This is a genomic window from Flectobacillus roseus (assembly GCF_030056595.1).
GTDB lineage: Bacteria > Bacteroidota > Bacteroidia > Cytophagales > Spirosomataceae > Flectobacillus > Flectobacillus roseus.
Genome location: NZ_JASHIF010000020.1, coordinates 33,338 through 46,254, shown reverse-complemented (window position 1 = coordinate 46,254; position 12,917 = coordinate 33,338). Strand labels below are relative to the sequence as shown.

Annotated in this window: 12 protein-coding genes; 8 read left to right on the top strand and 4 right to left on the bottom strand. The window is 38.4% G+C overall.

Going from position 1 to position 12,917, the window contains the following annotated elements; translation table 11 throughout:
* Window positions 1–41: 41 nt before the first annotated feature.
* Window positions 42–1,022, bottom strand: coding sequence for a phytanoyl-CoA dioxygenase family protein (locus tag QM524_RS19880; protein WP_283345886.1), 981 nt, complete (start codon window positions 1,020–1,022; stop codon window positions 42–44).
* A gap of 244 nt (window positions 1,023–1,266) precedes the next feature.
* Here QM524_RS19880 and QM524_RS19875 point away from each other — a divergent pair, with 244 nt between their 5' ends.
* From QM524_RS19875 to QM524_RS19840, 8 genes are all read left to right on the top strand, one after another.
* Complete coding sequence (locus QM524_RS19875; protein ID WP_283345885.1) at window positions 1,267–2,112, top strand: AraC family transcriptional regulator; 846 nt, start codon at window positions 1,267–1,269, stop codon at window positions 2,110–2,112.
* A 40-nt stretch (window positions 2,113–2,152) separates the two neighbouring features.
* On the top strand, window positions 2,153–3,631 hold the full coding sequence (locus QM524_RS19870) for an ATP-binding cassette domain-containing protein (RefSeq protein WP_283345884.1): 1,479 nt from the start codon (window positions 2,153–2,155) through the stop codon (window positions 3,629–3,631).
* A gap of 123 nt (window positions 3,632–3,754) precedes the next feature.
* Complete coding sequence (locus tag QM524_RS19865) at window positions 3,755–4,246, top strand: MarR family winged helix-turn-helix transcriptional regulator (RefSeq protein WP_166579506.1); 492 nt, start codon at window positions 3,755–3,757, stop codon at window positions 4,244–4,246.
* Between the two features lie 182 nt (window positions 4,247–4,428).
* Window positions 4,429–5,214, top strand: a complete 786-nt coding sequence (locus tag QM524_RS19860) for a PhzF family phenazine biosynthesis protein (RefSeq protein WP_283345883.1) — start codon at window positions 4,429–4,431, stop codon at window positions 5,212–5,214.
* Between the two features lie 215 nt (window positions 5,215–5,429).
* The gene (locus QM524_RS19855; protein ID WP_283345882.1) at window positions 5,430–5,897 is read left to right on the top strand and encodes a GNAT family N-acetyltransferase; all 468 of its coding nucleotides are present in this window, start codon (window positions 5,430–5,432) and stop codon (window positions 5,895–5,897) included.
* A gap of 226 nt (window positions 5,898–6,123) precedes the next feature.
* Window positions 6,124–7,005 (top strand): NUDIX hydrolase, encoded by an 882-nt coding sequence (locus tag QM524_RS19850; RefSeq protein ID WP_283345881.1) that lies wholly within the window; start codon window positions 6,124–6,126, stop codon window positions 7,003–7,005.
* 259 nt (window positions 7,006–7,264) lie between these two features.
* Window positions 7,265–8,635, top strand: coding sequence for a nicotinate phosphoribosyltransferase (locus tag QM524_RS19845; RefSeq protein WP_283345880.1), 1,371 nt, complete (start codon window positions 7,265–7,267; stop codon window positions 8,633–8,635).
* A gap of 170 nt (window positions 8,636–8,805) precedes the next feature.
* On the top strand, window positions 8,806–9,204 hold the full coding sequence (locus QM524_RS19840) for an NUDIX hydrolase (RefSeq protein ID WP_283345879.1): 399 nt from the start codon (window positions 8,806–8,808) through the stop codon (window positions 9,202–9,204).
* A 79-nt stretch (window positions 9,205–9,283) separates the two neighbouring features.
* Here QM524_RS19840 and mgrA read toward each other — a convergent pair whose 3' ends face one another.
* The 3 genes from mgrA to QM524_RS19825 all read right to left on the bottom strand — a co-directional run bounded on the left by mgrA (window position 9,284) and on the right by QM524_RS19825 (window position 12,840).
* Window positions 9,284–10,273: an L-glyceraldehyde 3-phosphate reductase gene (gene mgrA, locus QM524_RS19835; protein WP_283345878.1), complete on the bottom strand. Its 990-nt coding sequence runs from the start codon at window positions 10,271–10,273 to the stop codon at window positions 9,284–9,286.
* 37 nt (window positions 10,274–10,310) lie between these two features.
* Window positions 10,311–11,312: a Gfo/Idh/MocA family protein gene (locus QM524_RS19830; RefSeq protein ID WP_283345877.1), complete on the bottom strand. Its 1,002-nt coding sequence runs from the start codon at window positions 11,310–11,312 to the stop codon at window positions 10,311–10,313.
* Window positions 11,313–11,757: 445 nt separating this feature from the next.
* On the bottom strand, window positions 11,758–12,840 hold the full coding sequence (locus QM524_RS19825) for an aminotransferase class V-fold PLP-dependent enzyme (protein WP_283345876.1): 1,083 nt from the start codon (window positions 12,838–12,840) through the stop codon (window positions 11,758–11,760).
* Between the last annotated feature and the right edge of the window lie 77 nt (window positions 12,841–12,917).

Genomic DNA, 12,917 nt, shown 5'->3' with positions numbered 1-12,917 from the left:
TTCCTCGACAAAAATCACTCAATCACAACTCATTCAATCACTCAATAGCTATCAAGTCCAAGTAATTTTTTGCCTAAATCTGATAATACTGCTGTTTCGTAGCGGTCTCTTTCAAAGTTTCTTGGGTCGCCTGGGAATGCGTATCCTTCAGGGGCGATACGGTTTTTCCATGAGTTGATTCTCCAATTTTTCAAAGCCTCGTTATCTTCCTCGGCTGGCATCATCGAAATATATTGAGCAATACGCACCTTATCTTCACTCTTATTTGGACGAATGCCATGTGGCTGGGTACTATTAAAAATAAGCAAATCGCCAGCTTCTAATTTTACCTTTACAAAATGCTCTTCTAGACCCGTGGTGTCAGGCTTAAATCTATCTCTATCTTCTGGCTGAGTCAATTTCCAAGTATCATAAGTACGATATAACTCAGGAATACACTGAAAACCTCCCATATTTTCGTCCGTTTGGTCAGCCAATGCTAAAACTCCCTGTACATTTTGAGGGCGAGTTTCGGGGTCATAGTCCCAGTGGATAAAACCCTTGAAAATATGATTTGGTCGCATCGGGAAATTCAAATTCGCTCTGTCAATGGTTACCCACAATTTTTCGGTACCCCAAACATCCACAAAAGCATCGTAGACACGTTGTGCCTGACGGTTTTCCCACAACAACTGATGGTTATAAACCTCGACCATGCCACTACCCACTAGTTCCTTCATCTGCATTTCGGCTCTCGGTGCTGAATACCAAGTGTCAGGATTCGTAGGATCTTTTTCCTCAAACTCCCAAAGAAATGCTGCTGTCTTTGCGGCTTGCTCACGTGAGATGGCATTTTTAATGACTACATATCCATTATGAATCCAAAATTGCCAATCTTCTTCGCTCAATACACGTAAGGGTTTGCCATTGCTACGATCGTTCAAACCGATTTTGCTACTGGTCGCAGTCGAAGGGTTTCCCGGAATATCTTTATGATTTTGATTGGCCATCATTGTAGGGGCCATTGTCGGAGTCATTTGCATGGTCTTGTTAGTTTAGTAATATCTGTTGTTGAAATTGTTATACAAATTTATCCAGTTATTCTGGTCAAAATCTTGGCTAATAATTGCCATTTTTTGAACAATTTTGATTTTTTGGTAAATAATGGTCTATCAATGTATGAATAAAGTTCAAAATTTGACAAATTCGTACCAAGCTCACAAGCTAGTTGAGTGTGCTTAAACGGTATTTTGAAGATTTTGTCTTAAAACCCATTAGTAGTGAACTATGAAACTCATTCTAGAAGAATTTGCGCCAGACTCTAATAGCTCTTTTCGGATTATGCAAAATCCAAGATTGAGTCAGATTTTTTATTGGCATTTTCACCCCGAAATTGAGCTGGTTTATATCGAAGGTACTGATGGGACTCGGCATGTGGGCGAGCATATCTCGCGCTATAGTTACAATGATTTGGTGTTGATAGGCTCTAATATTCCACATCTCAATTTTGATTATATGGTCAAAACAGAGGACTATGAAAAAGTAGTTTTGCAATTGAGCCCGTCATTTTTGGGAAATGGACTTACCCAAACGCCCGAACTCAAAGGAATCGCTGAGCTGTTTGAGCGTTCTCAATATGGTATTGCTTTCGGTGAAAATGTAAAGTTAGCATTGGCTGAAAGAATGAAAAATATCCGAACAATACCGCCTTTCGATCAGTTTTTGGAAGTGCTCAGTATTTTTCAGTTACTTGCCAGTACGACTGAATACGAACTTTTACACGAAAAACCTGTAGAAAATCAATACAACAAAAAAGACCAAGAGCGTATCAAACGCCTGTATCAGTTTATTGATGAAAATTATCAGCGTAAAATAGAGTTGAGTGAAGTCGCCGAAATGACCAATCTGTCAGAAGCGGCTTTTTGTCGCTATTTTAAAAGAATGACACGCCTGACTTTTATCGAATTTTTGAATCATTATCGGGTCAATCAAGCCAAAAATTTGTTGCTTTTAGACAAAAATGTAACAGAAACCTGCTTCGATTGTGGTTTTGAAAGTATGTCCTATTTTAACAGAACTTTCAAAAAGCTGACTGGAGTCAACCCTTTGGCATTTAAAAAGCATTATTTTTGAGACTTGTGTAGATTAATCTATGGTTAACCAATAAAATAGAATGACTCCTTTTATAAGTTTAGAAAATACAGCACTCAGAAAATTTGAAAAAATTGTCGTCCGTAACCTCACTTGGCAAATAGAAGACCAACAGCATTGGGCTATTGTAGGCGAAAATGGTTCGGGTAAAACCACCTTATTGGAAGCCTTGGCTGGTAAAATTCCATTTGTGGGAGGAAAAGTAAAATTCCATTTTCTGGAAGAAGGACAATTGCTGAAAGATAAAATCGAGTTGGTATCCAGAGATTATTCTGGAAATCGCATCCTCAATTCAGCAGCACAATATTACCAACAGCGTTTCAACGTGTATGATGCCGAAAACTCGCCAACAGTTCGTGAGTTTTTGACAGACCAAATGAAACCTATTGGCACAATTGATGAAAAATCGGTTCAATTACCCCCTTCGCCATATACCGAAGAAGAGCTTATGAATGCCGCAAAAGTTTTGCGTATTGAACATTTGCTTGAACGTAAATTAATGACCCTTTCGAACGGAGAAACTCGTCGTACCTTACTGACTCGTTCTTTCCTAAAACGTCCTAAAGTGATGTTATTGGATACCCCATTTGTGGGCTTAGATGTCGCTTCCAGAGCCATATTGCATGAGGCAATTAATGCTATTTCGCAACATGGCACACATATCATTTTGGTAACTACGCCCGATGAAATTCCAACCTGCATTACGAATGTTTTTGAACTCAAGAAAAGTACAGAAACCGAAACTACACAGGAGGTCAATTTAGATCATGATCTATTGGAAGAACTTTTGGCATCGAGCACAAGCCAAGATAACTTCGAATACGCTGTCCGTATGCGTAATGTGAATGTAAGTTATGGAAACAAAAAGGTACTGAATACGCTCAATTGGGAAGTAAAACGTGGTGAAAAATGGGCTGTATTAGGACCAAATGGTTCTGGTAAATCTACGCTACTAAGTCTTATTAATGCCGATAATCCACAAAGTTATGCCAACGATTTTGATCTTTTTGATCGTAAAAGAGGTTCGGGAGAGTCGATTTGGGATATTAAAGGCAAGATAGGCTTTGTATCGCCTGAATTACATTTATTTTTTACCAAGCGTACAGAAGTATTTAAAGCTGTTGCCTCTGGGTTGTACAATACCAATGGTTTGTATCAAGCATTAAAACCTGGACAACAAGAATTAGCCGAAAAATATCTTCGCTTGTTGGGCATTGAACACTTGTCTCAAAAGCGTTTTTCAGAAATTTCTACGGGCGAACAACGTATGGTTTTGTTGGCAAGAGCTTTGATTAAGAATCCTCCATTATTAGTTTTAGACGAACCTTGTCAGGGGCTTGATCAACAACATATCCGTTATTTCAGGGATTTGGTAGATGAAATTTGCGTCAAATTGAATAAAACTTTGCTGTATGTAACACATTATGAAGGTGAGATACCAGCCTGTGTATCAAAAGTGTTAAAAATGACAGAAGGTAATGCCGAAATTTTAGATAGATAGTATTTTGACAGTCGGTGAGGAGCAGTCAACTTTGAGCCGACTATCATAAAATTCTTATCTTTTATTTTTTTAGTTAAAATAAATAATTAATTTAGTAACTAGTTACGTAACTGATTACATAAAATGGATATTATAAAAGAATTAGGTCCTTTGGCGATTGCGAGTAGGATGAAACGTCTTGCTGAATTGGTTTTTAAGCAGGCCATTAATGTGTACCGTGTACACGGTATCGATTTTGAACCCAAATGGTTTCCTCTTTTTTACTTGTTGTCACAAAAGGAGTCCATCGGTGTGATGGAAGCATCGGAGTATCTCAATATTTCACACCCTGCTGTTATTCAATTTGTGAAAGAATTAGAAAAAAAAGGCTGGGTAATGTCCGAAAAATCGCCTGAAGATGCTCGTAAACGTATCTTGAAACTAACAGAAAAAGGCTGGGCATTTTTACCGCAGTTGCAAGAAATTTGGGACAATATCAAAACGGTTAACCAACAATTAATCAGTAAAGAAGCACATGATTTGATGCGTTCTGTGGAGGCATTCGAGCAGTATTTTTTGAAAGATGGTTTTTATATAGACTACTATCAAAAATATATAGACGAGAAATCGAAGTAGCTCATAGTAAGTATTAGTGCTGAATTATGAGTTGTGAATTGTGAATGTAAAATTTTAATTATCAATATCTTACATCCTCAATCGATTAAATCTTATTTTGCACGATTACTTAAGTAATAGAAAAGAAGGAAAGTTCTCTCAAAAAGCAATCACCCAACTACATAAACTTCAACTTTAATACAATGCAAATTCCTATTTATCAAGTAGACGCTTTTTCTTCTAATGTATTTGGAGGAAACCCCGCGGCAGTTTGTCCACTCGAATCGTGGTTGACAGACGACTTAATGCAAAAAATTGCTTTAGAAAATAATTTAGCCGAAACAGCCTTTTTTGTTCAAGAAACAGATACCCGTTTTCATATTCGTTGGTTTACGCCAACGGTAGAGGTTGATTTGTGTGGTCATGCTACCTTGGCAACGGCACATGTATTATTTACGGAGCTAGGTTATGAGCACGAAGTTATCGAGTTTTTTTCAAGAAGTGGAATTTTGACCGTACAAAAACAAGGAGATTTATTGGAGCTGAATTTTCCAGCGGATGAAATCAAGGAAGTGGAACCACTACCAGCTTTAAATGAATGTTTAGGCGTAAATATCCTTCATACCTATCGTGGAAAATCGGATTATATGGTAGTACTCGAAAATGAAACATTGGTGTTAGAACTTCGTCCTGATTTGCGACAAATGGCAACTATCGAAGCCAGAGGAGTTATTGCAACCGCCAAAGGTAGCAAGGTAGATTTTGTGTCACGCTTCTTCGGCCCACAATCAGGGATTGATGAAGACCCAGTGACGGGTTCGGCACATACTACTTTGACACCTTACTGGGCTGAACAACTCGGCAAAACAGAACTAACAGCTTGGCAAATATCTCCTCGTAAAGGTGAATTATGGTGTAAATTAGAAGGCGATAGAGTCAAAATTGCAGGAAAGGCAGTTCTATATCTTAAGGGGCAAATCTTTGTGTAGGCTTTAAGCTCTCGGCTATAGGCATTCGGCAAAAAAGTTTCTTTGAATTCATGGGGAATATTTTACCGAAAGCTCATAGCTGAAAGCCGAAAGCTTAATGTTTGAATTTGCCCACTAAGTTAATTTGAACGTACCAATCTGATGATGAGTACAATCCAATAACTGACAACTTTTTTATAAAAGCTTACGGCTCAAAGCTATAGCATGATAGATTTATGACAAAGGAATCAATACAAATCGAATCATATCAACCTCAGTATAAAGAGGCATTTAAGACTTTGAATTTAGAGTGGATTCAAAAGTATTTTAAGGTAGAACCACACGATGTGGAGCAACTGGAAAATCCTGAAAAATATATTTTGGAAAGTGGAGGACAGATTTTTTTTGCCCTCTATCAAAATCAAGTAGTTGGAACAGTAGCTTTAGTCAAAAATAGCGATACCGATTATGAAATGGCTAAAATGGCGGTAAATCCACAATATCAAGGTATCGGAGCAGGAAAGGTTTTGTGTGCGCATACGATTCAGGCAGCAAAAGATTTAGGAGCAAAAGTTCTATGGTTAGTTTCCTCGACTCAGCTTACTCCAGCTTTGACGATGTATCGCAAATTAGGCTTCGTCGAAGTTCCGATTGGCGAAACCGAATATTCTCGTGCAGATATTAAAATGGAGATAGTGTTTTAGAAATTTTAGACAGGTATTTCTGTTTGAGAAAAAGCGCCGTAAGTACGAAAGACTTCAATATAATTGGTGTTCTTTCGTATCTATGGCGCTTTTTTAGCGATACCCTAAATTTTAAAGGTAACCTATTTTAGGCAAGGACATTTTGATAAATGAATAGGCTAGGAAACCCTTCTTTTCAAGAAATGGTTGTATTTTTAAAGTACTCAATGAAAAATAGACCAAGAGTATGACTCAAAATACCTCATCAGTTTTATACGCCGTAGTGGTTGGCACTTTTCAACAAATCGAAATAGGAGCTTTTGAAAAAGCCTTTATCAACCAATTACAAAATCAATATCCCGAAGTGGTTCTCGTAATTGCATCAGCGCCTATTCCTTCTAGCAAAAATCACCCTTTAGATGTAGAAACCCGCAGGTTGATGTTGGAAAAGGAATTTCCAAACGCTAAGATTGCGTCCTTCAAAAAGCAAATTTCTGCGCAAGCCACCTCACAAGCCTTAGAAAGTGCTATTGCTCAGGCTGTTGGGGAAAGTGTTAATCGTCAACTATTTGTCTTCAAGGAAAGCAACAATTTCACCCAGTACGAGCTCCCTTATCCATTCGAATGGGTTGAGTTGCCCGAATATGCACCACACATCATTGGCGACGCCGACCGTTCGCAAGTAGCCTATCGCGCAGGTGTATTCCAAACCGTTCGAGCGCAATATCCGAAAGTGTTTCCAACCGTTGATGTTGCCATTGTTTCTGGTGATAAAGTTTTACTTGGCAGAAAACCCCAGCAAGCACTTTTTAGATTTATCGGAGGGTTTATCGACCCCGAAGACGATTGTTTCGAAGATGCAGCCATCCGAGAAGCCGAGGAGGAAACAGGTTTGAAATTAACCAAAGCTCGATACATTGGTACTGCCAAAATAGATGATTGGCGATACAGAGAAGAAGTAGATAAAATCATTACTAGTTTTTTTGTAGCCGAATACGAAGGAGGGACTCCCACAGCACAAGATGATATTGAAGAGTTACGCTGGTTTGATATTATATCGCTGACAGAGCAAGATTTTGTAGAAGAGCATCGTGTGATTTTTAAATTGTGGGAAAAAAAGGGATTCTAAGGATTGGGGATATCGGATTTTTGATTTCGGATTCTTTAGCACGTGGTTGAATTATTTTAGTTACCAAAATATTTTACAGAATGCCCAAAGCCTATAAGAAATATTTTTCTTGATAAGTTCTTTACTACATCAAGAATTCTATCTTTGTTTTTTAATAAAAACTTAACGTAAGCTAAATTCACCAGACTTAAGAAATCGGCTTGATAGCCTTTAGTTTACTACTATAAATACAGCTTTTCGAAGCCCAAACCGAGTTGATATGCAAAATAATATCCTCCTACTCACCGACAGCTACAAGCTGAGTCATTACAAACAATATCCTTCTGGAACTAGTCATATCTACAGTTATTTCGAGAGTCGCGGAGGAAAATTCGAACAAGTTACCTTTTTTGGATTGCAGTATTTGCTTAAAGAGTATTTGGCAGGAGAGGTCGTTACGCAAGCAAAGATAAATCAAGCTGCCAAGCTTTATGCAGCGCATTTTGGCTCAGAAACGCTATTCAATCGTGAAGGTTGGGAATATATTCTCGAAAAATATCAAGGTAAACTTCCTATAAGAATCAAGGCCGTTGCCGAAGGTGCAGTTATTCCGACACATCATGTGCTCATGACCGTCGAAAATACCGACCCAAAATGTTATTGGTTGAGCAATTTTTTAGAAACTTTATTGGTGCAACTATGGTATCCATGTACAGTTGCTACCACCAGCAAGGCCGTTCGTTCATTGATTTTATCCTATTTAGAAAAAACAGGAGACCCAAGTCTTATTGATTTCAAACTTCATGATTTTGGTTTTAGAGGAGTATCTAGTGTCGAAAGTGCAGGTATAGGAGGAGCAGCGCATTTGGTAAACTTTATGGGTACAGATACCGTAACCGCCTTGACCTTTATCCAAGAATATTATCAGCCCTACAGTATGTTTGGTTTCAGTATTCCTGCTGCCGAACACAGCACTATTACGAGTTGGAAACAAGAAGGCGAACTAGAGGCCTATCGTAATATGCTTGACCAATATCCAGAAGGGTTAGTGGCGGTTGTGAGCGATAGCTACGACGTGTATCACGCCTGCGAAAAACTTTGGGGTGAAGCTTTGAAGGAAAAGATTTTAGCTAGAAATGGTACTTTAGTAGTTCGTCCAGATAGTGGCGTTCCTAAAGATGTGGTGCTGAAAGTGACAGAAATTCTTGGTGAAAAGATAGGTTATACCATCAACGAAAAAGGCTATAAAGTATTAGTGCCACAAATCAGAGTAATCCAAGGTGATGGTGTCAACTATGAAAGTATTGGCGAAATCCTTGAAAATCTTGCTGTAAATGGTTGGAGTGCCGATAATATTACTTTTGGGATGGGAGGAGCACTTTTGCAAAAAGTACATAGAGATACCCAAAAATTTGCCTTCAAATGCAGTTGCGCCACAGTCGACGGACAAGACCGATTGGTATTTAAAGACCCAATTACCGACCACGGTAAAAAGAGTAAAAAAGGACGTTTGAAACTCATTTTCAAAGACAATGAATATCATACAGTAAACCTCGACGAACAAGGAGAGGACTTACTCGTGACAGTTTTTGAAAATGGAGAAATCTTGAAAGATTATACTTTTGACGAAGTGAAGGGAAATAGTTTATAAGTAATGGCACAAAATGATATTTATTTATGTGTTTAGGCACAAGGCACTAGGCAAAGAGTGTTAAAATGTTTCTAACGACCACAGACATGCATTTTTCCTAAAGCCCACCGCCCAAAGCTGAAAGCCGAAAGCTCAAAAATTGCCCACTAACTTAGTAATATATCTTGAATATGAAGGTTATAGATAAACTTGCTTGGATAGAGTTACAGAATCAATCTATCCTTTCCACAAAAAGTTATGGGAAGGATAAGTTCTATATTCCAGGCGGAAAAAGAGAAGTAGGAGAGACCGATGAGCAGGCTTTGCTTCGAGAAATAGAAGAAGAATTGAGCGTAAAACTTCAAGCTGAAACCCTAAATTATATAGGTACTTTTGAAGCACAAGCTCACGGGCATCCTGAAGGTGTTGTGGTTAGAATGACCTGTTATTCAGGAAAATATACAGGCGATTTAAAAGCCAGTTCAGAAATAGAAGAAATCCAATGGCTCAAATACACAGACCAAGACAAAATTGCAGAAGTTGACAAGTTGATTTTTGGCTATTTAAGAGAAAGGGGTTTGTTGGATTAAACTCTTTTTCAAAAATATAAAAACACCCTTCCTAATTCGCTCAAAGGCATCAGGAAGGGTGTTTTGCATTAGTGAAAATCTATTTCAAAATCGTTTCGATTTTTTCTAATTCTTCTGCTGAAAAGTTGGTGTTGTTAAGGCATTCCAACGAATCTAATAATTGAGATGGTCGGCTAGCACCTACTAATACTGATGTTACTCTAGGGTCTTTCAAAATCCATGAAAGAGCCATTTGCGCTAAACTTTGTCCGCGCTCTTGAGCGAGAGTATTGAATTGCTGTATTTGCTCTAATTTTTCAGGCGTAATCATCGCCGTTTTCAAGAAACCATGAGGCTTGGCTGCTCTGGAGTCTTCTGGTACGCCTTGAAGATATTTGTTGGTCAATAAACCCTGTGCCAATGGCGAGAAAGGAATACAACCAATGCCTTCTTTTTCCAGAGTATCTAATAATCCACCTTCTACCCAACGTTCTAACATCGAGTATTTGGGCTGATGAATTACACAAGGCGTGCCCAATTGCTTGAGAATAGCGCTTGCTTGAGCTGTTTCTTCAGCTTTATAATTTGAGATACCTACATACAAAGCTTTTCCTTGACGAACAATCAAATCTAAAGCCGCCATAGTTTCTTCTAAAGGCGTATTTGGGTCAGGGCGATGGTGATAAAAAATATCTACGTATTCCAATCCCATACGCTTAAGACTTTGGTCTAGGCTAGCGACAAGATACTTTTTCGAGCCCCAATCGCCATAAGGACCAGGCCACATCGTATATCCAGCTTTGGTAGAAATAATCAACTCATCACGATACGGTAAAAAGTCTTTTTTAAGAATTGTTCCAAAATTTTCCTCTGCCGAGCCTGGAGGAGGTCCGTAATTATTGGCAAGGTCAAAATGCGTAACGCCTTGGTCAAAAGCCGTATGAAGTATGGCACGGTAGTTTTCGAAGGTATCTACTCCTCCAAAATTATGCCATAAGCCCAACGAAAGCGCTGGAAGTTGTAGTCCACTGCGTCCACAACGACGATACGTCATGTCGCTGTAGCGTGTAGGATTAGCAAGGTAAGTCATTTATGAAAAATAGAGTTTAGCTGTAAATCAATTTGTATTATACCTCTTGAGGATATTTTAAGCCCACTTGAGCACGAATTTCGTCCATAAGTTCCATCAATTCTAGACTAAACTGTAAAGGAAGTTTATCGTTTTCGATACGCCCTTCTGCCAAACAACGCTGTACATCGATAGCTTCATAGCTATAGCCCCAGCCATTACGTTCGGTTGCTATTTCTTGAGGTTCTTCGCCTTCGATAGTTAGGGTAAAACCAAAAGTTTCATGGAAACGACCATGAATAAAGATTTTGCCTTTTGTACCATAAATCGTACAAGTCGTATCTGTTTTAGCGGCTAGTGTTGAAAATAAAGAGGCCGTTGCGCCACTAGGAAATGCCAATGAAATAGACATATTCATATCTACGCCTGTAGGTGCCATAACTCCGACTGCTTTTACTTGAGAAGGAATTCCCAAAAGTAGTTTACTAATAAATAAAGGATAAATACCAATATCCATCAACGAACCACCAGTCAATTCAGGGTTGAAAAGACGACTTTTTGGGTCATAATTCGCCAAAAAGCCGAAGTCAGCTACGATATGTTTGATTTCTCCAATGGTACCATTTTCAATAATCTCTTTGATTTGATTAATAGCAGGATGGAAACGTGTCCAGATAGCCTCCATCAAGAATACTTGTTTCTCTTGGGATTTAGCGATCATACTTTTTACCATTTGGCTATTGATAGCAAATGCTTTTTCGCATAATACAGGTACACCAGCTTCGAGGCACATGAGTGTATTTTCACAATGCTGCGCATGAGGTGTTGCAATATAAATCACATCGACAAGACCACTGTTTGCTAGTTCGTCATAGCTACCAAACGTGTTGGGACAGTTGTATGGCTTGGCAAATTCCTGTGCTTTTTCGAGGCTACGAGAAGCTACCGCATTGAGTACAGCGTTTGGAACACTCATGAGGTCATCAGCAAATTTTTCAGCGATTTTTCCACAGCCAATAATTCCCCAGCGAGTAGGAGAGGTTGAGATTGTATTTTCCACGGGAGTAGGTAATTTGTTAAATTGAGGATAGAATTTTGAGGAGTGATAATGATTGTGAATCACTCATAATATGTGCCTAAAGATAGGGACAAACAAGTGAACAGACAAGCTACGATGTCCGTCCTATTTAGCGATTGAGCGGATGAATGATTATTTTGAATAAGAATTTTACAGGTAGAGAGGTAATACTTTACGTCTAAAGTGATTATGTTCTTGAATGCATCATCAAAAAAAGGCGTTCGAAAAACTAATTTCGAACACCTTTTTTATCCTAAAATTCAAGATAATGCATTAGGGATGTTTAGACTAACTGCTGTTAGATTTCAGAAGTATAGCTTAATTTTTGACTGATATTTTGCGAAAAATTAAAGAATAAACTCCTGTTTCCAAAATTAGAAATCCCAAATCTACAATAGTTTGAATACCTTAGCATTCGTATAAAGAACTATAGCTTTTTCATTACCTCGATTAAGCTTTCGACTTGCTCGATATTAACCGCTGCAAAGTTGGCAATACGAAGTTGTGTAGCTTTAAAATCGCCATAACCCGAGCCAATAACCATATTATCAGAAGTTTTGACAGCATCGATAATGTCAGCGGCAGATTTTCCTACGGTATTTACTACTACTACTGTTTGCGAACGGTGTTCAGGATTTTGTACGAAAATGTCTAGGTAATCACATTTTGTAGCAAAATCGTAAAGCATTTTCGCTTTGCGCTCGGTTTCTTTACGAATCATTTCGATACCAATTTTATTCATGTCTTCGGCTACTTTTCCTAATACATAAATCCCCATTACGTTTGGTGTTTCTGGTGTTTCGAATTTCTCGAAGTTTTTCCAAAGCGAAGGTAAAGTATGATAAGTACCGATGATACCATCGTTTTTCTTTAATGATTTAGCTTTATCGAGCATACTTTGATTGGCAATCCAGCAGCCCAAACCAGCAGGCATCCCAAATGATTTTTGTACAGAGAAAAACGCTGTATCTATCAATTCAAAGTCTAAATCAGGATATGGAGCCGACGATACCATATCTACAGCAACGAATTTATCTTTATTGCCACGTTTGAGTTTATGAATCTCAGAAGGGCGCATTTGTACACCCGAAGACGTTTCGTTGGCAGTGGTACAAATTAATTCTGAATATTGTGGTACTTCGATTTCCGCATAGTCAAATCCCTCTCCAAATGGTTTTTCGTATTTGTGAGCAAATTTGCCTAGTTCTCCAGAGAAGTCGTAAAATTTCTTTGAAAAAGAGCCATTTACCAAGTGGAAACTTTCAAACTCTACGGTGTTTTGGATGATTCTCTCCCAAATTTCTGTTGCAGAGCCAGTAAAGAAAATACCCGATGATTCAGGGATATTCATCAGCGTACGAAGTTGCTCTACCGTATGCTGATAAATCTTACGAAACTGAGCAGAACGGTGCGAGATAGACCCTAATTGAAGGTCAAACGCATCGCGATAGTGTTGTTCAACAGTTGGAAAAAGTTCGGCTGGACCTGGGGTAAAGTACGTTTTACGCATGAATCAATAGTTCTTTAATCTTGTTCAGTAAATAATGGATTTTTCAAATTGGTTTTGAATTTCAGTAACTTCAAATA

Bases quoted from the DNA above. Each gene is read 5' to 3' on its own strand.
- QM524_RS19880 (WP_283345886.1), bottom strand. From the start codon at position 1,022: ATGCAAATGACTCCGACAATGGCCCCTACAATGATGGCCAATCAAAAT.
- QM524_RS19855 (WP_283345882.1), top strand. From the start codon at position 5,430: ATGACAAAGGAATCAATACAAATCGAATCATATCAACCTCAGTATAAA.
- QM524_RS19875 (WP_283345885.1), top strand. From the start codon at position 1,267: ATGAAACTCATTCTAGAAGAATTTGCGCCAGACTCTAATAGCTCTTTT.
- QM524_RS19840 (WP_283345879.1), top strand. From the start codon at position 8,806: ATGAAGGTTATAGATAAACTTGCTTGGATAGAGTTACAGAATCAATCT.
- QM524_RS19865 (WP_166579506.1), top strand. From the start codon at position 3,755: ATGGATATTATAAAAGAATTAGGTCCTTTGGCGATTGCGAGTAGGATG.
- QM524_RS19860 (WP_283345883.1), top strand. From the start codon at position 4,429: ATGCAAATTCCTATTTATCAAGTAGACGCTTTTTCTTCTAATGTATTT.
- QM524_RS19825 (WP_283345876.1), bottom strand. From the start codon at position 12,840: ATGCGTAAAACGTACTTTACCCCAGGTCCAGCCGAACTTTTTCCAACT.
- mgrA (WP_283345878.1), bottom strand. From the start codon at position 10,273: ATGACTTACCTTGCTAATCCTACACGCTACAGCGACATGACGTATCGT.
- QM524_RS19845 (WP_283345880.1), top strand. From the start codon at position 7,265: ATGCAAAATAATATCCTCCTACTCACCGACAGCTACAAGCTGAGTCAT.
- QM524_RS19870 (WP_283345884.1), top strand. From the start codon at position 2,153: ATGACTCCTTTTATAAGTTTAGAAAATACAGCACTCAGAAAATTTGAA.
- QM524_RS19850 (WP_283345881.1), top strand. From the start codon at position 6,124: ATGACTCAAAATACCTCATCAGTTTTATACGCCGTAGTGGTTGGCACT.